16 protein-coding genes are annotated in these 21573 nt (G+C 35.6%); 10 read left to right on the forward strand and 6 right to left on the reverse strand.

Annotation, left to right across the window (positions count from 1 at the left end; genetic code table 11):
* A partial coding sequence (locus tag GGR32_RS07785; protein ID WP_221403706.1) for a beta strand repeat-containing protein occupies nucleotides 1-3983 on the reverse strand: 3983 nt, incomplete at its 3' end.
* A gap of 619 nt (nucleotides 3984-4602) precedes the next feature.
* Nucleotides 4603-5637 (reverse strand): SMI1/KNR4 family protein, encoded by a 1035-nt coding sequence (locus tag GGR32_RS07790; RefSeq protein WP_183477641.1) that lies wholly within the window; start codon nucleotides 5635-5637, stop codon nucleotides 4603-4605.
* A 294-nt stretch (nucleotides 5638-5931) separates the two neighbouring features.
* On the opposite strand from GGR32_RS07790, the gene GGR32_RS07795 reads away from it, so the two are divergent.
* Complete coding sequence (locus GGR32_RS07795) at nucleotides 5932-6495, forward strand: helix-turn-helix domain-containing protein (RefSeq protein WP_183477642.1); 564 nt, start codon at nucleotides 5932-5934, stop codon at nucleotides 6493-6495.
* A gap of 7 nt (nucleotides 6496-6502) precedes the next feature.
* Here the strand turns inward: GGR32_RS07795 and GGR32_RS07800 are convergent, their stop codons facing one another.
* The 4 genes from GGR32_RS07800 to panC form a co-directional block, all read right to left on the reverse strand.
* Entirely contained in the window at nucleotides 6503-8227 is a 1725-nt protein-coding gene (locus GGR32_RS07800) for a tetratricopeptide repeat protein (RefSeq protein ID WP_183477643.1), read from the reverse strand.
* Nucleotides 8228-8295: 68 nt separating this feature from the next.
* Nucleotides 8296-9282: a lysylphosphatidylglycerol synthase transmembrane domain-containing protein gene (locus GGR32_RS07805; protein WP_183477644.1), complete on the reverse strand. Its 987-nt coding sequence runs from the start codon at nucleotides 9280-9282 to the stop codon at nucleotides 8296-8298.
* A 7-nt stretch (nucleotides 9283-9289) separates the two neighbouring features.
* Complete coding sequence (panD, locus tag GGR32_RS07810) at nucleotides 9290-9637, reverse strand: aspartate 1-decarboxylase (RefSeq protein WP_183477645.1); 348 nt, start codon at nucleotides 9635-9637, stop codon at nucleotides 9290-9292.
* 18 nt (nucleotides 9638-9655) lie between these two features.
* On the reverse strand, nucleotides 9656-10510 hold the full coding sequence (panC, locus tag GGR32_RS07815) for a pantoate--beta-alanine ligase (RefSeq protein WP_183477646.1): 855 nt from the start codon (nucleotides 10508-10510) through the stop codon (nucleotides 9656-9658).
* Nucleotides 10511-10621: 111 nt separating this feature from the next.
* Here panC and GGR32_RS07820 point away from each other — a divergent pair, with 111 nt between their 5' ends.
* From GGR32_RS07820 to GGR32_RS07860, 9 genes are all read left to right on the forward strand, one after another.
* The gene (locus GGR32_RS07820; RefSeq protein WP_183477647.1) at nucleotides 10622-11443 is read left to right on the forward strand and encodes a glycogen/starch synthase; all 822 of its coding nucleotides are present in this window, start codon (nucleotides 10622-10624) and stop codon (nucleotides 11441-11443) included.
* Between the two features lie 5 nt (nucleotides 11444-11448).
* Complete coding sequence (gene bamH, locus GGR32_RS07825; protein WP_183477648.1) at nucleotides 11449-12984, forward strand: BamH family beta-barrel-assembly machinery protein; 1536 nt, start codon at nucleotides 11449-11451, stop codon at nucleotides 12982-12984.
* 3 nt (nucleotides 12985-12987) lie between these two features.
* Nucleotides 12988-14841, forward strand: a complete 1854-nt coding sequence (gene glmS / locus GGR32_RS07830; RefSeq protein WP_183477649.1) for a glutamine--fructose-6-phosphate transaminase (isomerizing) — start codon at nucleotides 12988-12990, stop codon at nucleotides 14839-14841.
* A 118-nt stretch (nucleotides 14842-14959) separates the two neighbouring features.
* The gene (atpD, locus tag GGR32_RS07835) at nucleotides 14960-16471 is read left to right on the forward strand and encodes a F0F1 ATP synthase subunit beta (protein ID WP_183477650.1); all 1512 of its coding nucleotides are present in this window, start codon (nucleotides 14960-14962) and stop codon (nucleotides 16469-16471) included.
* Between the two features lie 53 nt (nucleotides 16472-16524).
* Nucleotides 16525-16791, forward strand: a complete 267-nt coding sequence (locus GGR32_RS07840; RefSeq protein ID WP_183477651.1) for a F0F1 ATP synthase subunit delta/epsilon — start codon at nucleotides 16525-16527, stop codon at nucleotides 16789-16791.
* Nucleotides 16792-16951: 160 nt separating this feature from the next.
* Complete coding sequence (locus tag GGR32_RS07845) at nucleotides 16952-19264, forward strand: putative monovalent cation/H+ antiporter subunit A (protein WP_183477652.1); 2313 nt, start codon at nucleotides 16952-16954, stop codon at nucleotides 19262-19264.
* A gap of 28 nt (nucleotides 19265-19292) precedes the next feature.
* Nucleotides 19293-19706, forward strand: a complete 414-nt coding sequence (locus GGR32_RS07850; RefSeq protein WP_183477653.1) for a Na+/H+ antiporter subunit B — start codon at nucleotides 19293-19295, stop codon at nucleotides 19704-19706.
* A gap of 1 nt (nucleotide 19707) precedes the next feature.
* Nucleotides 19708-20061, forward strand: a complete 354-nt coding sequence (locus tag GGR32_RS07855; RefSeq protein WP_183477654.1) for a Na+/H+ antiporter subunit C — start codon at nucleotides 19708-19710, stop codon at nucleotides 20059-20061.
* Complete coding sequence (locus GGR32_RS07860) at nucleotides 20058-21572, forward strand: proton-conducting transporter transmembrane domain-containing protein (protein WP_183477655.1); 1515 nt, start codon at nucleotides 20058-20060, stop codon at nucleotides 21570-21572. The genes GGR32_RS07855 and GGR32_RS07860 overlap by 4 nt, the downstream gene beginning before the upstream one ends.
* The last annotated feature ends 1 nt before the right edge of the window (nucleotide 21573 follow it).

Here is a 21573-nt window from a genome sequence, read left to right on the forward strand (position 1 = left end):
TGAGCGTTTTCTGTATTATTGGTGAAGTTAAGTGAAGCCCCACTTCCTGTAACAACATCATCATTGTTAAAATCTCCACTTAAAATGCTTCCTGTAGAGCTTGTAAAATCTCGGGTATGGCTTAAGTTGGTAACACCATTGGTAGGGTCAAAGCCACCGTAGAGTTGTACGTTTTTAACCATAACAAAAGCGTTGTCGCGATTTCCGTTGTTGGTATATTGTCCATCGGCAGCATTGTAAAGAGGCAAATAAGTGCCTTTGGCTACATAAATTTGTAGGGCTTGGGTGTTAAAAACCGAACTATCAGTATCTTGTTGTATTCTGGCCCATTTTAAGGCATCGGCAAGTTCTGGGATGGCGTTAGCCCAAGAGTCTCCTGCTTGTGTACCTCCGGTAACATTTTTATCTACATAAAGAATATTGTTTACATCTGGAGTTAAAATAATGGTAGGGGTTTGGCTTTCAAAAGCACCCATGTCTATCATGTTATCATACAAACGCGGGTTGCCGGCTAGGTCGGTATCGTTATTTAGGTCTCCTGTATAAAGACTATTACTACCTGTATTTATAGCAGGGCTTCCATCTTTTAAGCTATAATCAGCGTTGGCATGGTCTGTAAAAATATCGGTTTCGCTTAAGCCTGTAGCGTCGATATTACCGTTGGCAGTATCACTATTTCCTTGTATTAATGAGTGTTTTGCTGTATAATTACTACCGGAACTATTACTTATTCCTCCCAAAACAATACTGTTGTTTATAATAGGTGAAGAACTATAATTATACATCCCGCCGCCATAATTCGCTGTATTGTTTGCAATGCTTACATTGGTTAAACTTGGTGAAGAATTAGTATTATCCATCCCACCGCCATAGTCTGCGCTGTTTTTAGTAATAGTTACATTGATTAAGTTTGGTGAAGAGTTATTAAGGTTACAAATCCCGCCGCCCCAATCTACTGCTGTATTGTTTGCAATGCTTACGTTGGTTAAGCTCGGAGAAGAATTATTTTGGTTGTACATCCCACCGCCGTCATTAGTTGCTGTATTGTTTGCAATGCTTACATGGGTTAAACTTGGTGAAGAACTATGATTATGCATCCCGCCACCATTATGTAACCATATAATTTGTCCGTTAACGGTTATATGATTACCTCCATTTGCATTCCCGCCTGTAATGGAAAACCCGTTTAATAGGGCGTTGCCAACATCACTTACAGAGATGACTACGTGGTGAGCGTTTTCTGTATTATTGGTGAAGTTAAGTGAGGCCCCACTTCCTGTAACAACATCATCATTGTTAAAATCTCCACTTAAAATGCTTCCTGTAGTACTTGTAAAATCTCGGGTATGGCTTAAGTTGGTAACACCATTGGTAGGGTCAAAGCCACCGTAGAGTTGTACGTTTTTAACCATGACAAAAGCGTTGTCGCGGTTTCCGTTATTGGTATATTGTCCATCGGCAGCATTGTAAAGAGGTAAATAAGTGCCTTTGGCTATGTAGATTTGTAAACTATCATTTTGTAGCCAGTTGTTGTTAGCATCGTGTTCTGTTCTTGCCCATTTTAGGGCATCGGCAAGTTCTGGGATGGCGTTTGCCCAAGAATCTCCTGTTTGTGTGCCTCCGGTAACATTTTTATCTACATAAAGAATATTGTTTGCATCTGGAGTTAAAATAATGGTAGGGGTTTGGCTTTCAAAAGCACCCATGTCTATCATGTTATCATACAAACGCGGGTTACCAGCAAGGTCGGTATCGTTATTTATATCACCTGTATAAAGACTATTACTTCCTGTATTTATAGCAGGACTCCCATCTTTTAAGCTATAATCTCCGTTGGCGGGGTCTGTAAAAATATCGGTTTCGCTTAAACCTGTAGCATCGATGTTACCGTTGCTTGTATTGCTATTTCCTTCTATTAATGAGTGTTTTGCTGTGTAGTTACCACCATATATTCCTCCCCAAACAATACTGTTGTTTATGGTTGACGAAGAAGAAGCATTATACATCCCATCGCCCTTATTTGCTGTATTGTTTGCAATGCTTACATTGGTTAAGCTTGGTGAAGAAGAAGAAGAATTATGTATCCCACCGCCTTCTCCATCTGCTTTATTGTTTGTAATACTTACATGGGTTAAGCTTGGTGAAGAAAAAGTATAATTACGCATCCCACCAGCCCAATCTGCTGTATTGTTTGCAATGCTTACATGGATTAAACTTGGTGAAGAAGAATAATTGCTCATCCCACCTCCAGAATTAGGGCCTATAAGTTCTCCGTTAACTTTCGTATAATTACCTTTTTTTCCATTTGCATTCCCATTTGTAATGGAAAACCCATCTAATAAAGCGTTGCCAACATCTTTAACAGAGATGACTACGTGGTAAGCGTTTTCTGTATTATTGGTGAAGTTAAGTGAAGCCCCACTTCCTGTAACAACATCATCATTGTTAAAATCTCCACTTAAAATGCTTCCTGTAGTACTTGTAAAATCTCGGGTATGGGTTAAATCGGTAATGTTGTTAGCGGGGTCAAAGCCTCCGTAGAGTTGTACGTTCTTGACCATCAAGAAAGTGTTGTCTCTTCCTTCATCTGCAAAATTAGCACCATCTCTTGGGCTATATAGCGGTTTGTAGGTGCCCTTGGCAACAAAAACCTGTAAACTATCGTTTTGTAGCCAGTTGTTGTTAGCATCGTGTTTTGCTCTTGCCCATTTTAGGGCATCGGCAAGTTCTGGAATGGCGTTTGCCCAAGAATCTCCTGTTTGTGTGCCTCCGGTAACATTTTTATCTACATAAAGAATATTGTTTGCATCTGGGCTAATGATAATAGGTTGACTTTCAAAAGCTCCTATATCTATGGTGTTTCCAATTAAACGCGGGTTACCGGCTAGGTCGATATCGTTATTTAGGTCTCCACCTGCGTTGGTGTAAAGACTATTATCTCCCCTATTTATAACAGGACTCCCATTTTTTAAGCTATAATCTCCATTGGCAGGATCTGTAAAAATATCGGTTTCGCTTAAGCCTGTAGCATCGATGTTACCGTTGCTTGTATTGCTATTTCCTTGTATTAATGAGTGTTTTGCAGTGTAGCTACTATTATCATCGGTTGTTCCTCCCCAAACAATACTGTTGTTTATAATAGGTGAAGAATAATAATTATACATCCCGCCTCCGTTACTAGCTGTATTGTTTGCAATGCTTACATTGGTTAAGCTTGGTGAAGAAAAAAAATAATTATATATCCCACCGCCTTTATTAGTTGCTGTATTGTTTGCAATGCTTACGTTGGTTAAGCTTGGTGAAGAACTACGATTATGCATCCCACCGCCAGAATATCTCCATATATCTTGCCCGTTAACGAGGATAGGATTAGTTCCATCTGCATTTCCTCCAATAAGGCTAAACCCATCTAGTAGGGCATTGCCAAGATTACCTGCAGCTATAAGTATATGGTGAGCGTTTTCGGTGTTATTACTAAAACTAAGCGAAGCACCGCTACCTGTAACAACATCATCATTGTTAAAATCTCCACTTAAAATGCTTCCTGTGGTTTCAGAAAAATCTCGGGTATGGGTTAAGTTGGTAACACCATTGGTAGGGTCAAAGCCTCCGTAGAGTTGTACGTTTTTGACCATGACAAAAGCATTTTCGCGGTTTCCGTTGTTGGTATATTGTCCATCGGCAGCATTGTAAAGAGACAAATAAGTGCCTTTGGCTACGTAGATTTGTAAACTATCATTTTGTAACCAGTTATTGTTAGCATCGTGTTCTGTTCTTGCCCATTTTAGGGCATCGGCAAGTTCTGGAATGGCGTTAGCCCAAGAATCGCCCGAGCCATTACCACCGTTTACAGTTTTGTTAACGTAAAGTATTCCGTTACTTGGTGTTGGTGTTTGTGCTGTGCTAGAAGATGTAACCCATAAAGCAAACATTAGGCAAACTATGCTTTTTAGGAAGAAGCTTGTTTGGTAATTATTTTTCATAATTTTAATTGGTTTTAAAGAAAAGGGCTGCTAAAAACTTTTTTCAAACAGCGTTTGTTTCTTTTAGAAAAAATACGATGTACTAATATAAATAGCGTAAAAATAGAAGCTTTTACGTTGGAAGAGTTGTTTTGAAGGGGGGACAAAAAGGGGACAAATTTTTGTACCGCATATAAAGTGCTTAAAACAAGTGATTTGTGTTTTGTGTATTTTTATCTAATTTTCTAGGGTTTTTAATGAAAAATGATTAAGCGATGTGTTTTTTATTATAGAAGTTAGTTATAAACTATATTAATTTTCCCATGTTTGCTTTAAAAAGCAGGAGATCTTTCTAATTGGATTTACAGCTATTTTTGTAAAACTGTTAGTTGGATTGAAATCAACTTTGTTGATTCATGAACACCTCTAGCTGATAAAATTTTTGTGAACTAACACAAAAATTAGATTATAAACATTTATTGATGTATTAGTTTTTCTGGTATTACCAAAATTATCTGTAAAATATGCCATTGTTGGAACAAGTATTTTACTTGTACCTTTTAGCGTTATACCACTGGGAAGGGTTTTTACGATAGTCATCGGGGTTTTTTAGGGTGGGTTAAGGTTTGTAAAACCAGTTTTAATTTATAATTTCGTCTTCATTGTCCATTAGTTTTTCTAGAAAATCAATTAAACTAGTTGCATGGATGTAGCCAATTTCTTGGTCGGCGCCGTAACGAATTATTTGGCCTGGAATTCCTTTTGTATTGGGAGCAAAATCGAAGGCTAAAAAATTGCCGTTTTGTAAATCAAAAAACGGAATCCAATATGGCGTGGTGTACATAAGTAGGGTTTTACCTTGGTTTGTACTATAGGTATCTAGCAATTCTTCCTGTGTCCAGTCATCATAGATTGCTTTCCACTCCTTCCATTCTTTTAAAATGTTTTCGGCTCCCATAAAGGCTGTATTTTTAACCCCGTTGTGTAGGCTTAAAAAGTTTTTAATTATAGCGGGAAAAGGGAAGCCTGCTTCTTGTTCAAATTCAGTGTAGATGGTTTCGTTATTTTTTGGTGGGATAATTTCTAGTTCTTTTTCTGTTAGTAAGGTTTCAAAGTGTTGTTTTACTTTGGTGAAATCAATTTTAGCGTCTAGTTGAATAAAATTTCCTAGGAAGTCTGCTTTTTCTTTTGCTAATTTTTCGGCTATAAATTGGTTGGGTATAAAATCTGCGATAAGTGCGCCGGTATTTTTATAAGAATACTTTTCTTTGAAATTTGATGCGGGTTGGCTGCTAAATAAATTTTTTCCAAAAGAATATATGGTAGAGCTTAATTTTTTAGTATTGTTTTTGTTTCGGTTTAGGGTGCTAAACCAGGTGCTAAAAAGGTTGGTGTTTTCTATCTCGGCGGTTAAGATAAATTTGCCTTCCAAAAAGGCAATGGTGTAGAATTTTGTGCTGCTTATGTTATCTGGGCTTATAAGCAACAATTTAAACACTTCTTTTCCAGAGTGCTTCTCAATTGCTTCTAGAAGTGAATCTCTAAAAACAAAGCAGTTGTTGTAGTGGTCTGGGTCTTTGAGTGGAGGAAGTGTGTTTACTTGGAAAGCATTAAAATTAAAATCATCCCATTTCATTTTGTTTAAATCTTCGGTATACTGTATTATGTTTGTCATGGTGTTTTTTTGTAGGTATTGTAAACTTTGGGGTTAATTTCTAAAAAACAAACCCAAATTTCATTACTAATTGGTAATTCTATAATTTTATTGCTTTTGTTTTACAATCCAAAATTAGAATTTAAACTTTATGTTTTTATCACTGAAATTAATGATATCTGTAAATAATAAATTCTTGTAAGTTTGTAACTAAAACAAGTGTTTAAGGGCAATGTCGTGAGAATGTCGTAACAATATCGTTATATAAAAAAGGTTTTATGGGTAGTTTTGCGAAACATTAAGTTGAAATTAACTATGGTTGAAATAGGAGAAAAAATTAGGGAAATAAGAAAGAAAAAAGGACTTTCTCAAGAAGCCTTGGCCGAATTAGCAAAACTAAATTTAAGAACAATTCAGCGAATTGAAAATAACGAAAGTGAGCCGCGCGGCCAAACCTTGAATTTAATTTGTGAAGCGCTAGCAGTGAAAACGGAAGATATTTTTGATGAAGGGAAGCAAAGAGATAAAAACTACCTAATTGTTTTTCACCTATCGGTGTTAACTTTTTTGGTAATCCCTATAGGCAATGTAATAATTCCGCTAATTATGTGGATGAATAAAAAAGATAAAGTAATTGGACTTAGAGAAGTAGGGGTAAGCTTGTTGAATTTTCAGTTAGTTTGGTCTGTTTTTAGCTTTGTTTTTGTGCTGCTCTATGCTTTTTTAAAAATTATGCATTATACGTATTATGCTATTCCGTTTTATTTGTGCGTAGGACTTTATCTGCTAAATATACTATTGCCTGTGTTTTTTGCTGTTAAAACAAGTAAAGGAAAAACAGGAAATTTATACCCGAGTATTATAAAGCTAATAAGGTAGGCTTAGTTTATAGATTGAAAATTTTCTTTTCTAAAAAAGCATCATCATTAGCGTTTACTTTTTTTCGTATTCTGTATTTATAGATACGTATGCTACTGGGTTGAATTCCTAGAATCGAAGCAATTTCCTTTGCTTCAAGTCCTAATTTTAGCAATACAATATAACGAATTTCCGATGGAGTAAGTGTGGGAATCTCGTGTTGTAAATTTTTTAAAAAATCAGGATGAGATTCGGTAAAGGCTTTTTTAAACTCAAGCCAACTCTCGTCGGTTAGCATGGCTTTTTCGAGAAGCTTGTTTAGTTTCTTTTTTCGCTCGGTTACTTCCTTACTGTTTTCAGTTGTTTTGTCTAAGGATTCAAGCTCGTTTCTATAGGCTTGTATTTCTTTGTTTTTTGTATATAAAAAGTTTCTAAACTGCTTTAGCCTAGCTTCTGAAGCGGTTAGTTTTTTAGAAATCTCTCTATTTCTAAGCTCTAGCTTCATTTGTTTATTTTTGTAAGTTGTTTTTTGTTTTTGTATTAGTACATAGACAATAAGCGCTATTAAACTGATAATTATTAAGCTGGCAATACGTGAAATGAAATTTATTTTTTTCTGATTTTTAATTTCTTGTTGTTGCCTTAAATGCCGTTCTATGTTTTCTTTTTGGTCAGCTTGTTTTAGTAGTTCTGCATTTTTAAGTTTGTTGTCGAGGTTTGTAAAATTCAAGGCAGAATCTAGTAGTTTATAAGCCTCTTTATAATGTCCTTTTTTTTGATGAGAATAAGCTTTAAGGGGTAAAACTTTTTTTAGGTCCATCCAGCGTGTATTTCTTCCTTCTAGGTGTTTTTCTAAGGTGTCTATTGAAGCGATGGCCTCTTTTTCTTTACCTAATGCAATGTAGGTGTAGGCAAGCATTTCGTACCTATTAATTTTTACATTAATGTCCCTGTCGGGATTAAGTAAGTTAATTTCTTCTTGAAACAGCTCTAGTATTTTGTTGTATTTTTTTTGTGAAAAATAAACTCGAGCAATACTGTTTTCTGCGATTCTTTTCCATGTAGGAAATTTATTTTCTTCTGCCAAGTTATATACTTTCGTATAGTAAATTAAACTACTGTCTAATTGTCCTTTAAACTCCATGATCATCCCTTTAGTGTTATCTATGCTTAAGGGTAATTGCGGATAGTAGGTATTTGAGAGCTTTTCGGCTATTTTTAAGTATTCTAAAGCGGTTTCTTTATAGCCTATTTCGTAGTAAATATAGGCAATGTTGTAAATTGCCTCTTGTTTGTCTGGAAAAACATCGGGAGAGAGGTCTGTTATATAACTATAGGATTGTGAGAAGTTCTCTATAGCCTTTTCGTATTGTCTTGTTTCAAAAAAATAATAGTAACCTAATAACTGCCGTATTCTTGCCTGGAAGTGTTGGATGCCTTCTTTATCAATTCGGTCTTTAAAATCGTTAACTTCTGTTAAAAAATCGGGGTAATTTCGGGAAGATAAAAAGTCGTATTTTAAGAATTCGGCTTCCATAGCAAGCTCTTTATCATTCTCTTTTATGGCTAATTGTAATAACTTGTTTACTTCATGAAAATAAGCAGTAGAGTCGTTTAAAAGTTTAGTGTTTATATGAAAGTTGTTTCTGAAAAACATAAACCTATCTGCTCTTTTTTTATGAAGAATAGTGGTGTAATCCTGTGCAAGCAGGTTACAGTTAAAAAATAATAAAAAAGGTATTAAAATTCGCATTCTAGTAGAGGCTATTTTGCTAAAATAGTTACTTTTAAATTGTTAGAGGGGTAATCTAACAAAAAGGTTCAAGAGCAGCTTTGTTTTTGCTGTTTTTTATAGAGAATAGGGAGTAATAGTAGCGAAAGTCCTCCTAACACTAAGTTCAATAAGGTCTGTGTGCCCCAAACAACCCATCCGAAAGCCTCTCCTGCCTCTTTGCTTATCCCAAAAAAAACTAAAATAGCGCCTACAGCAATAGGGTAAATTCCAATGCCTCCATTGGTTAATGAAATAGCAAAGGAGCCAACAACAAAGGCTGCCATGATAGCATTAAAAGATAAGCCGAAAGTTTCTGGAATAGCAAACTTTACCACTAAAAACATGCAGATGTACATGACCCAAATAAATACAGTATGCGCTAAAAAAGCAACAGTATGTTTCATTTGGAAAATACTTTTCATGCCTTCGAGTATTCCTTGTCCAAAGGTTTTAACTTTTTGTAAAATTGGGTGTTTTGTTTTTTTTAGCACTTGTAAACCTAATAGGCCAATTGCTAATAAACCGCCTAAAAGTATAATGGTGAAAAAAGGATTTATGTTATAGTTTTTAAGGAAGTTTATAATTAGGTGTTGATTAAAAATTAGGCTTCCTCCTAATATAATAAGCAGCATCACCAAATCGGCTACACGTTCTGAGATAATAGTTCCAAATGATTTCTCGAAAGGAATATTTTGGTAAGTAGAAAGGCTCGCCGCTCTGAGAATTTCGCCAGATCTAGGGATTCCCATATTGGCTAAATATCCTGCCATAATAGCCATAAACCTTAACTTGAAGCTTGTTTTGTAACCCATGGGTTGTAATAGGTATTGCCAGCGGTAAGCTCTGGATAGGTGAGAAAGGCAGCCTAGGAAAACAGAAAGAAGAAGCCAATACGGATTGGCTTGCGTGATGTTTTTCCACAATTTTGTACGTTCTTCGGGGCTGGCTTCCCCAATAGAGTATAGTATTAAAAAAACTCCCAACAAGAGTGGGAGTATGGTTTTTGTTATGGATATGAGTTTTGTTTTAGGCAAGAATAAACTACTTTAAAAGGTTACCATCGTTAGGAAATACTAATGACGGAGAGAAGGTTTTTGCCTCCTCGGGTGTCATAATAGCGTAGGTAATTAAGATAAGAATATCGCCTACGGCTACTTTTCTGGCGGCAGCACCGTTTAGTGTAATTTCTCCGCTTTTTCGTGGGCCAGGAATTACATAGGTTTCTAGGCGTTCTCCGTTATTGTTGTTTACAATCTGAATTTTTTCGCCTTCAACAATATTTGCCGCATCCATAAGATCCTCATCTATGGTAATACTTCCGATGTAATTTAAATCTGCACCAGTAACTTTTACCCGATGAATTTTAGATTTTACTACATGAATTTGCATAATATTATAAGTTTAGTATTAGTTTAGTGCAATATTATCAATCAACCTTACAGGTTCTGCATATACAGCAATAAATGCACGGTATTTTTTGTTTGGTTTTTTAGTTGTTGCCGGTGCTAAAGTTTGGGCGTCTGCTATTTCCAGATACTCTAACTCTAGGTACGGGTGTTTTTCAAAAGCTTGCGTTGCAAATTTACGTAAGTTTTCAATGCTATTAGAAGAAAATTTATTTTTTAATTCTTTAAGAATCTGGTATATAAATGCAGCTTGCTCTTTTTGCTGTCTTGTAAGGCGTTGATTTCTGGAGCTTCTGGCTAAACCACTTTCTTCCCTGTCTATAGGGCAACCTGTTATTTCTATAGGTAAATGGGTAATTTCAATTAGCTTTTTTACAATAAGTAGCTGCTGGTAATCTTTCTCACCAAAATATGCTTTATGTGGATTAACTGCAGCAAAAAGTTTAGTTAAAACTGTTCCTACACCATCAAAATGCCCATCTCTGTATTTGCCTTCCATAACTTTTGCAATAGGGCCAAAGTCAAAGCTTTGTGAGGTTAGGTTTTCGCCATAAACTTCTTCTACCGAAGGGGCAAAAACAATTACTTTTTCGGCGGTTACACTGTTGCTAAGCATGGCAGTATCTGCGGGGAGCGTTCTTGGATATTTTTGTAAATCGTCTGGATTATCAAATTGTGTTGGGTTTACAAAAATACTCACCACGACAACATCGCAAGTGTTAAGGGCTTGCTTTACAAGAGAGATATGCCCATCGTGTAAAGCTCCCATAGTAGGAACAAGTCCAATTTTTAAATGCTTTTCCTTATAAGGTTTTAATGCATCACGAAGTGCATTTTTTTTATAGAAAATATTCACACACAAGAGTTTTAAGAGGTGCAAAACTAATATATTTGGTGGTAAAGTGCGTAAAATTTTGTAATTTTGCCTGTTTTTTATCGTTAATATTAAATACAAAGAGTCAAATTTATGAAAGATAAGCGCATTTTATACGTATCTTCTGAGGTTGTACCTTATTTACCTGAAACTGAAATCTCATCGATGTCTTTTGAAGCTCCTAGAATGGTAAACAGTCAAGGCGGGCAAATACGTATTTTTATGCCTCGCTTTGGAAATATAAACGAACGTAGGCATCAACTACACGAGGTTATCCGTTTATCTGGGATGAATTTAGTGATAAACGACCTTGATATGCCTTTAATTATTAAAGTAGCATCGATTCCTAAAGAGCGTATGCAGGTTTACTTTATTGATAATGAAGATTATTTTAAACGTAAGGCAACACTTACCGATGAGGATGGAAACTTGTTTTCGGATAACGATGAACGAGCAATTTTCTTTGCAAAAGGGGTAATAGAAACCGTGAAAAAACTTAATTGGGCACCAGATATAATCCATGTGCATGGCTGGTTGGCATCATTATTGCCATTGTATTTGCGTAATTATTACGGAAATGAACCCTTGTTTAAAGATTCTAAAATTGTAACCTCGGTATATGCAAGAGGGTTTGAAGGTGCGCTGGACGATGGAATGCAGAAAAAAATATTGTTTGATGGATTGGAGGAAGAAAAAACAACCATTGTAGCAGAACCTACCTATGAAAACATTATGAAAATTGCTGTAGATAACTCAGACGCCATAATAAAAGCAAGTGAAGTGCTTCCGGAAGGAATAAATGCGTATATAGAAAATGCAGATAAACCTAAATTAGATTTTAAACCAAAACAAGAATTTGCACAAGCTTATCAGGAGTTTTACCTGAGAGATGTGCTTAACGAAAAAGAAGATTAATGTATATGAATCTAAAATCGAAAATGCTTAAAGCAATAAGCTTAAGCGTTGTAATTTTAAGCTTTTTTGCTTGCGAAAATGATGTTTCCGAAATAGGAAGCGGAATGGTGGATAACAATAACTTTAATAACCTGTTATATAGCGAGACCTCGATTTCTGCAATCAGCAAAAAAATAGAAAAAGTACAAACTAACGGGCAATCAAGTTTAAATATGGGAGTTTATAAAGACCCTGTGTTTGGAGTTACAAAAACCGATTTTATTTCGCAATTAACACTCTCTAAAACCAATCCTTCCTTTGGAGACGAACCCATTGTAGATAGTGTGGTGCTTACGTTACCCTACTTTAGTACACCAACAGGTATAGATGATAATGGAGAAAATGTATATAAATTAGACTCTGTTTACAAATTTGGTTTAGGGCAAATTAATTTTTCGGTTTACAGGACTAACTATTTCTTGCGCTCGGAAGATCCTGATAATGATTTTAAACCCCAAGTTTACTATTCTAATCAGTATGATTTGTTTAACCAGCAAAAAGAGAGTCAGCCCTTAGCGCAAGTTACAAACTTTACACCTTCTGCTGTTCGTAAAGTAATTTACCAGATAAAAGAAGGAGAGTTGGATACGGTTTCTAAAACACCACGCTTAAGAGTACACTTGTCTAAAGAGTATTTTCAACAGCATATTATCGAAAAAGAAGGCTCTAATGAGCTTTTAAGTAATGATAACTTTCAAAACTATTTTAGAGGAATACATATTCAAGCAGAAAAATTAACATCAAACGACGGAGTTCTGAGTTTGTTTGATTTATCTTCAGAAGATGCAGGAATTACCATTTACTATAATGTAGAAACAAAGCCAGCAGGAGGAGCTCCTCAAAATTCAGACGATAAATACCTGAAAAGTTTCCAAATGAAATTTTCTGGAAACATGTTTAATGTAGAAAATACAGAAGAACAAAGCATACCACAAGACGATAAGTTGTACCTTAAAGGAGGGCAGGGCGCTATGGCAATTATCGATGTTTTTCAAGATGAAGAAGAATTAGCAAACTTACGTAGTAAAGATTGGCTGATTAATGAAGCAAACCTTACTTTTTATGTAGATGAAAGCCAAGTTGCAGCAGATGAAGCAACACAACCTAAAAGGTTGTTTTTGTACGATGTAAATAATAATGCTGTGCTGTACGATTATAGTATGGATCCTACGGCAAATAAAGCATTCCCAATAGCTTCTAGAATAATTCATTTAGAACCTTTATCAAAAACCAAAGAAGGCTTGCGTAAATACAAATTGCGTTTAACGGCTTATGTTAACGATATTTTAAAGAAAGATTCTACAAATACTAAACTAGGACTTGTAGTTTCGCAAAACGTAAATGTTTCTACCATGTCGGAAGTTGCTTTAGAAGGAAATGAAGAAGCTATAAAAATACCGTCGGCAACAGTGCTTTCTAGGCAAGGAACCGTTCTTTATGGAACAGAAGCAAGTGAAGAAAAAAGACTTAAATTAGATATTTATTATACTGAAGCAAAATAATATATGTGTGGAATAGTAGGATACATAGGAAACCGTGAAGCATACCCAATAATTGTAAAAGGTTTGCAGCGATTAGAGTACCGTGGCTACGATAGTGCTGGGGTAGCTCTTTACGACGAAGAGAGTAAACAAGTTCAAGTGAGTAAAACCAAAGGAAAAGTTGCTGATTTAGAAAAAAAAGCAGCTCAAGAAATTTCGCGTAAAGGGAAATTAGGAATTGGGCATACACGTTGGGCAACTCATGGTGTTCCGAACGATGTAAACTCGCATCCACATGTTTCTAACTCGGGAGAATTAATTATAATTCATAACGGAATTATCGAAAATTATGATGCCCTTCGTAAAGAATTAGAAAATAGAGGCTACACCTTTAAATCAGACACCGATACAGAAGTTTTAGTTAACCTTATCGAAGATGTTAAGAAAAGTGAAAACCTTAAGCTAGGAAAAGCAGTTCAGGTGGCTTTAAATCAAGCAATTGGTGCTTATGCTATTGCTGTTTTTGATGAAACTAGACCAAATGAACTGGTGGTGGCAAGACTAGGAAGTCCTTTAGCCATTGGTGTAGGAGAAGATGAATATTTTGTAGCCTCAGATGCCTCTCCTTTTATAGAATATACCAACAATGCCATTTATTTAGAAGATGGCGAGATGGCAATTATCAAAAGAGAAAAAGGAGTTAAAGTTAGAAAAATAAAATCAGATTCTGAAGTAGAGCCATACGTGCAAGAACTTCAGTTGAATTTAGAGCAAATAGAAAAAAACGGTTACGACCATTTTATGCTGAAAGAAATTTACGAGCAACCCGATGCAATTTCTGATACCTATAGAGGAAGGATGCTTGTAGATGAAGGTATTATCCGAATGGCAGGAGTAGAGGATAACCTTGAGAAATTTACTAATGCGAAACGAATTATAATTGTAGCTTGCGGAACCTCATGGCATGCAGGTTTGGTGGCAGAATATCTTTTTGAAGACTTCGCAAGAATTCCTGTCGAGGTAGAATATGCCTCAGAGTTTAGGTATAGAAACCCGGTTATTTATCCAGACGATGTAGTAATAGCTATTTCTCAATCAGGAGAAACAGCCGATACAATGGCGGCAATAAAATTAGCAAAAGAAAAAGGAGCTTTTGTTTTTGGAGTATGTAATGTAGTAGGTTCTTCAATTTCTAGAGAAACTCACGCAGGAGCATATACCCATGCAGGACCAGAAATAGGAGTGGCATCTACCAAAGCCTTTACAACTCAAATTACAGTATTAAGCTTAATTGCCTTAAAAGTAGCAAAAGCAAAAGGAAGTATTACAAACGAGCAGTTGCACTTGCATTTACAGGAACTCTCGTTAATTCCAGAAAAAGTAGCAGAAGCATTAAAATCAAATGAGCACATTGAGTTAATTGCAGAAAAATATAAAGATGTTGCTAATTTCTTATACCTAGGAAGAGGTTTTAATTTTCCTGTAGCATTAGAAGGAGCATTAAAGTTAAAAGAAATTTCCTACATACATGCAGAAGGCTATCCAGCAGCAGAAATGAAACACGGCCCAATAGCCTTGATAGATGAGCAAATGCCAGTAGTGGTTATTGCTACTAAAAAAGGACATTACGAAAAAGTAATTAGTAATATACAGGAAATAAAATCTAGAAACGGTAGGATTATTGGCGTGGTAACCAAGGGTGATGTGGCTGTGAGAGAGCTGGCAGATTATGTAATAGAAGTACCAGATACCATAGAAGCTTTTACACCATTAGTAACCACTATTCCGTTACAATTACTATCATATCATATTGCTCTAATGCTAGGTAAAAACGTAGATCAGCCTAGAAATTTAGCAAAATCGGTAACCGTAGAATAGGAAGAAAATAAAAATTAAGAATTACAGGTGGTTTTTTGCGGAAAAAAATCTATCTTTGCAGCCGAAAAAGTTATGGCTTTTTTCTAGCATTAAAAACTATAAACTAAACAATTAGATAATGTCTAAAGTTACAGGTAGAGTTTCTCAAATTATAGGTCCTGTTGTTGACGTTGAGTTTAACACAGAGAATACCCAATTACCAAAAATTTACGATTCATTAGAAATTACCAGAGAAGATGGTAGTAAACTTATTCTAGAAGTTCAAACTCATATTGGAGAAAACACAGTGCGCACAATAGCAATGGATTCTGCCGATGGCTTGAGCAGAGGAGCCGAAGTTGTTTCTACAGGAAGCCCAATACAAATGCCAATAGGTGATGATGTATATGGACGACTGTTTAATGTAACTGGAGATGCTATCGATGGTTTAGGAGACCTTCCTAAAGCAGGAGATAAAGGTTTGCCAATACACCGTGAAGCGCCTAAGTTTGAAGACTTATCTGTTTCTACAGAAGTGCTTTTTACCGGGATTAAAGTAATCGATCTTATTGAGCCGTATGCAAAAGGAGGTAAAATTGGATTGTTTGGAGGTGCAGGAGTAGGAAAAACAGTACTTATCCAGGAACTTATTAATAACATCGCAAAAGGACACGGAGGTCTATCTGTATTTGCGGGCGTTGGAGAACGTACTCGTGAAGGGAACGATTTACTTCGTGAAATGTTAGAATCTGGAATTATAAAATACGGAGACGATTTTATGCACTCGATGGAAGAAGGTGGATGGGATCTTCAGAAAGTAGATAAAAATGTAATGAAAGAATCTAAGGCGACATTCGTATTCGGACAGATGAATGAGCCTCCTGGAGCACGTGCACGTGTGGCACTTTCAGGACTTACTATTGCAGAATATTTCCGTGATGGAGCAGGAGATGGACAAGGAAAGGATGTACTTTTCTTCGTCGATAACATTTTCCGTTTTACACAAGCAGGGTCTGAGGTTTCAGCTTTATTAGGACGTATGCCATCTGCGGTAGGATACCAACCGACGTTAGCAACTGAAATGGGAGCAATGCAGGAGCGTATTACGTCAACAAAAAGAGGTTCTATTACATCGGTACAAGCAGTATATGTGCCAGCGGATGATTTAACAGATCCAGCACCAGCAACTACCTTTGCTCACTTAGATGCAACAACGGTACTTTCGCGTAAAATTGCCGAGCTTGGTATTTATCCAGCGGTAGACCCATTAGATTCTACCTCGAGAATTCTAACGCCAGAAATTTTAGGAAAAGATCATTATGCATGTGCACAACGTGTAAAAGAGCTTTTACAGCGATATAAAGAGCTACAAGATATTATTGCAATTCTTGGTATGGAAGAATTATCTGAAGAAGATAAGCTTGCCGTAGCACGTGCTAGACGTGTACAACGTTTCTTATCTCAGCCATTCCATGTAGCAGAGCAATTTACAGGGTTAAAAGGAGTATTGGTAGATATTAAGGATACTATAAAAGGTTTTAATATGATTATGGATGGCGAATTAGACCATTTGCCAGAAGCTGCATTTAACCTTAAAGGAACGATTGAGGAAGCAATCGAAGCCGGAGAGAAAATGTTGGCAGAAGCATAAAAAGCCTACAAGAAAAGTAAAATCTTGTTATTTTTAACATATAACTGAAAAAGATGTATTTAGAAATTGTAACTCCAGAAAAAGTTGTTTTAAAAGGCGAAGTAGAATCTTTTTCTGTTCCAGGAATTAACGGAGAGTTTCAGGTGCTTAACAATCACGCCCCTGTTGTATCTGTATTAACTGGCGGATTTGTGAAAGTGACCACCAATATGCAATTTGAAACTTCTGTAGAAAAAGATGCAGACAATCGTTATCGTTTTGCTATTTCAGGAGGAGTTTTAGAAATAAACAATAATAAAGCAATTGTTTTAGCAGACTAAACCAATTTGCGATATCATATAAAAAGGCTTTCTTGGGTTTTTCCAAGAAAGCTTTTTGCTTTTTTAAATGTTATGAAGTTGTTAAACTGGCGTTTGAGTGTTTTTAAAATCAGGAAATAATTATTTTTACCATTATATTTGTGAAGAAGATTAAACACTTATGCTAATAGCTATACTCGCCGGAATTTTATTTTCTATACTTCTATTATTTATAGGGAAGTGGGTGAAAACCAAACTACAACTTTTACCTGCCTTATTACCTTTAGGTTTATTTATTTATTTTGCGCAATTTTTTCCAGCAATTGCTGCGGGAGAGGTTATAGAGCAGCATTATAATTGGGTGAGCTCTTTTGGCGTTAATTTAAGTTTTAGGTTAGATGGGCTGGCCTTCTTATTTACTCTTCTTATTACAGGAATAGGTTTTTTAGTTTTCTTATACACTTCGGCTTATCTTAAAAATAACGATTACCTTGATCGTTTTTATGGATATTTAAGCATTTTTATGGCGGCCATGCTTGGCTTGGTACTTTCAGATAATATCATGTCGCTTTTCCTGTTTTGGGAATTAACCAGTATTAGCTCCTTTTTTCTTATTGGATTTAATAATAAAAGTGAGGCTTCGCGTAAATCTGCTTTATGGGCTTTAGGAATAACAGGGATAGGAGGTTTATTATTGCTTGCAGGAGCTGTGATACTAGGAATAGTTGCCGATACGTATACGATATCAGAAATGGTAAATCAGAAAGCATTAATTGCTTCGAGTCCATTATATATTCTTATTGCCATTTTTATTTTTGGTGCAGCGTTTACAAAGTCGGCACAGTTCCCATTTCATTTTTGGTTGCCAGGCGCTATGAAAGCACCTACACCGGTATCAACATATTTGCACTCAGCAACTATGGTAAAAGCAGGTGTATATTTACTTTTTAGGTTAACACCAGTATTAGGTGATAATACATTTTGGAATACAACTTTAATGCTGTTTGGCGGTATAACAATGCTGTATGCAGCTATACATACTATTTTTAGAAAAGATTTAAAAGGAATTTTAGCCTATTCAACAATATCGGCATTAGGTATATTAGTGTTTTTAATAGGTTTAGGAACTAAAGAAGCACTTTTAGCAGCAGCCGTATTTATATTGGTACATGCGCTTTATAAAGCTACGTTGTTTTTAGTAACTGGAACTATAGATTTAAGCACAGGAACTAGAGATGTTTCAGTGTTGGCAGGATTAAAAAAAATAATGTTGCCTGTGGCTATTGCTGGTTTTCTGGCAGCCTTGTCTAATGCCGGAATTCCTTCAAGTATAGGTTTTATAGGTAAAGATTTAATATATGAAGGAACTTTGCAGTTGCCTAATAATGTTGTGCTGCTTACAAGTTTGGCTGTAATTACCAATATTTTTATTTCTTATGCAGGGTATTTGGTAGGGGTAAAACCCTTTTTAGGGAAATTGCCAGAACGTTTTGAAATGACAAAAACCCCCGAAATAAGATTATGGCTTCCGCCGGTAATTTTAGCTTCTTTAGGTATTGTTTTTGGTTTTGTACCAAGCCTAATTCAAGATAGCTTAATTAAGCCTATATTAAGCTCTGTAGCAATAGATGCTTCGGATATTCATTTGAAAATATGGCATGGTTTTACTCCTGTTTTAGCTTTAAGTGTAACCACTATAGTGGGAGGTTTACTCTTGTATTTTCTGTTAAAGCCAACAGATAAATTGGTAAGTTTTTCTAATAAACTAGAGGTTGTTTCGCCTAAGAGCATTATAGAGAAACTCATAAGCCTTTTTGAAACTTTTTCTGGTTGGTGGACACGTGTTTTCCAAAACGGATACTTACGTAATTATGTGTCTGTAATTATATTTGTTGCCGTAATCCTTATGGCATATAGGTTATTGCAGGATACTAGCTATGTTATAGATTATAGCTCTTTCTCTAAACTTACAGTTTACGAAGTGGTTGTTTTGGTAATTATGGTAGGAGCTATATTTTTTACAATTTTTGCTAAATCTCGTTTAGCCGCTGTAGCCGCTTCTGGAGTTATTGGTTATGCAATATGCCTGTTGTTTGTTTTTTACAGCGCTCCAGATTTAGCAATGACTCAGTTTGCCATAGATACGTTAACCGTTATTTTATTTGTATTAGTGTTATACCGATTGCCAAAATACTTAGTGCTTTCAGATTATAAACAGCGTATTCGTGATGGAATTTTAGCCTGTTCGTTTGGAGGATTAATAAGCGTACTTGCTTTAGAGGTGTTAGCACAACCTGTAAATGAAGAAATTAGTAAGTTTTATGCAGAGAATGCATACATTCTGGCTCACGGGAAAAATGTAGTAAATGTTATTCTGGTAGATTTTAGAGGGACAGATACTATGGTAGAAATCTCTGTGTTAGCAATTGCAGCAATAGGAGTTTTTGCCTTGCTTAAATTACGTTTGCGAGGACATGAAAGAGAACAGAAATAATACATTTCTTCTAAAAAAATAAAAGAGAATGAAAACAATAATTTTACGAACAGCATCTAATTATTTATTGCCAATATTACTGCTGTTCTCTATATTTATTTTGCTAAGAGGGCATTACCTTCCAGGAGGAGGTTTTGTAGGAGGACTTATAGCTTCTATTGCTTTTGTGCTCCATGCGTTTGCAAATGGACTAAAAGACACCAAAAAACTACTAAAAATTCACCCAGGTTTTCTAATGCCTTTAGGTTTGGCAATTGCTTTTTTAAGTGGACTTTTGCCTGTGTTAGGTTTTGGAGAGCCTTTCATGACAGGACTTTGGTTAGAGTATCCCATCCCTGTAATAGGCGCTATCGGAACCGCATTGTTTTTTGATATAGGGGTGTATATTGTAGTACAAGGGGTGGTGTTAACTATTATCATAACCATTTCAGAATCGGCTTAATATGGAGTTTCTTTTAGCAATTATAACAGGATTATTGTATGCAGCGGGTCTTTATATGATGATGAGACGCAGCTTAGTAAAGCTTATTTTAGGGCTTATTATTATAGGAAACGGGGCAAACCTACTTATATTCCTTCTAGGAAGAATTACAAAAGGAAGCCCACCAATTATTGGAGAACATGAAAAATTATTGTCTGATATATACGCAGACCCTGTACCGCAAGCCTTAATATTAACCGCTATTGTAATTAGTTTTGGGTTACAATCTTTTGCTATTATTTTGGTAAAAAGAGCATATAAGGTGGTGAAAACAGACGATTTAGATAAAATGAAAGCAACCGACGAAGAAGTATGATGCAACAACTATTAATTTATCCTTTATTATTACAGCTCTTTTTGAGTATTGTATTGATGTTTGCTTGGGGAAAAGTAAACCTTCAACGTATTATTAGTATAGTAGGTAGCATTGTAGGCTTAGTTTTTTCAGGAATGCTACTATATCAGGTACTTACTCAAGGTACACAAACCATGCAAGCAGGTAACTGGGCTGCTCCTTTTGGGATTACTTTTGTTGCCGATGCTTTTGCTGCAACTTTGGTTTTGCTTACCTCGTTGGCAGGCTTGGCGGTATCTTGTTATTCTTCAGCTTCAATTATTCCCGCAAGGATTCGTTTTGGATATTTCTCAATCTTTCACTTTTTAGTATTAGGACTTATAGGAGCTTTTTTAACTGGCGATATTTTTAACCTTTATGTGTGGTTTGAAATTATTATTATTAGCTCGTTTGTATTAATAACCTTGGGGGGAGAAAAAGCACAAATAGAAGGTGCTGTAAAATATTTTACACTAAATTTTCTTGCTTCTATAATATTTCTTACTGCCATTGCCGTGTTATATGGGCTTACCGGCTCATTGAATATGGCGGATTTGGCAGTGCTTGTACCTAAGTTAGAAAATAAAACACTTGTAGATGTAGCTGCTATTTTGTTTTTAATTGGTTTTGGGATTAAATCTGCAGTTTTTCCACTGTATTTTTGGCTTCCTGCATCTTACCATACACCACCGTCTGCGGTTCAAGCTATTTTTGGTGGATTGTTAACAAAGGTAGGAGTCTATGCACTTATTAGGATTTTTAGTTTGGTGTTTTTAGGAGATTCCTTTCTTCAAGAAACACTTATCGTTATTGCGGTTTTAACCTTGTTTAGTGGTGGGATAGGAGCTTTAGTTCAAAAAAACTTGCGTAAAGTATTTTCATACCTTATTATTTGCCATATTGGTTTTATGATAGTTGGTTTAGCAATGTTTACAGAAGTTGCACTAGCAGGAGCTGTTTTTTACCTCATTCACGATATTGTAATAAAAACCAACTTGTTTATGATAAGTGGTTTAATTTATCGTATAAAAGGAACCGTACAGTTAGATAAGTTAGGAGGGCTTTACGATAAATATCCTAAATTAAGTTTATTGATGCTTATACCTTTACTTTCATTAGTAGGAATACCGCCATTGTCTGGTTTTTGGCCGAAAATATCATTGTTTTTAGCTGCTTACGATACACAAAATTATTTGGTAGTAGGAATGGTGGTTTTTGCAAGCTTACTTACTTTAATTGTAGTGGCTAAATTATGGGCAGAAGCTTTTTGGAAAAAAGACGCAGAGCTCCCAGAAAGATCACATTTTTTATATTTTGATAAATTATGGATTTCTAGACGAATACAATTTATAGCTCCTATTGTTTTACTAACTTTGGTAAGTTTGTATATTGGTTTCGGGGCAGAGCATATCCAACAATTATCTACACGTATAGCCGATGAATTGATTAACCATAAACAGTATATAGATGCTGTAATGACTAACAGGAATTAAC

Source organism: Mesonia hippocampi (assembly GCF_014197445.1).
In the GTDB taxonomy this organism is placed as follows: Bacteria; Bacteroidota; Bacteroidia; order Flavobacteriales; family Flavobacteriaceae; genus Mesonia; species Mesonia hippocampi.

Coding starts and splice junctions, on each gene's coding strand:
- GGR32_RS07795 (WP_183477642.1), top strand. CDS start 5,932: ATGGTTGAAATAGGAGAAAAAATTAGGGAAATAAGAAAGAAAAAAGGA.
- GGR32_RS07860 (WP_183477655.1), top strand. CDS start 20,058: ATGATGCAACAACTATTAATTTATCCTTTATTATTACAGCTCTTTTTG.
- GGR32_RS07840 (WP_183477651.1), top strand. CDS start 16,525: ATGTATTTAGAAATTGTAACTCCAGAAAAAGTTGTTTTAAAAGGCGAA.
- GGR32_RS07850 (WP_183477653.1), top strand. CDS start 19,293: ATGAAAACAATAATTTTACGAACAGCATCTAATTATTTATTGCCAATA.
- bamH (WP_183477648.1), top strand. CDS start 11,449: ATGAATCTAAAATCGAAAATGCTTAAAGCAATAAGCTTAAGCGTTGTA.
- panD (WP_183477645.1), bottom strand. CDS start 9,637: ATGCAAATTCATGTAGTAAAATCTAAAATTCATCGGGTAAAAGTTACT.
- GGR32_RS07800 (WP_183477643.1), bottom strand. CDS start 8,227: ATGCGAATTTTAATACCTTTTTTATTATTTTTTAACTGTAACCTGCTT.
- GGR32_RS07845 (WP_183477652.1), top strand. CDS start 16,952: ATGCTAATAGCTATACTCGCCGGAATTTTATTTTCTATACTTCTATTA.
- GGR32_RS07790 (WP_183477641.1), bottom strand. CDS start 5,637: ATGACAAACATAATACAGTATACCGAAGATTTAAACAAAATGAAATGG.
- GGR32_RS07820 (WP_183477647.1), top strand. CDS start 10,622: ATGAAAGATAAGCGCATTTTATACGTATCTTCTGAGGTTGTACCTTAT.
- GGR32_RS07855 (WP_183477654.1), top strand. CDS start 19,708: ATGGAGTTTCTTTTAGCAATTATAACAGGATTATTGTATGCAGCGGGT.
- glmS (WP_183477649.1), top strand. CDS start 12,988: ATGTGTGGAATAGTAGGATACATAGGAAACCGTGAAGCATACCCAATA.
- atpD (WP_183477650.1), top strand. CDS start 14,960: ATGTCTAAAGTTACAGGTAGAGTTTCTCAAATTATAGGTCCTGTTGTT.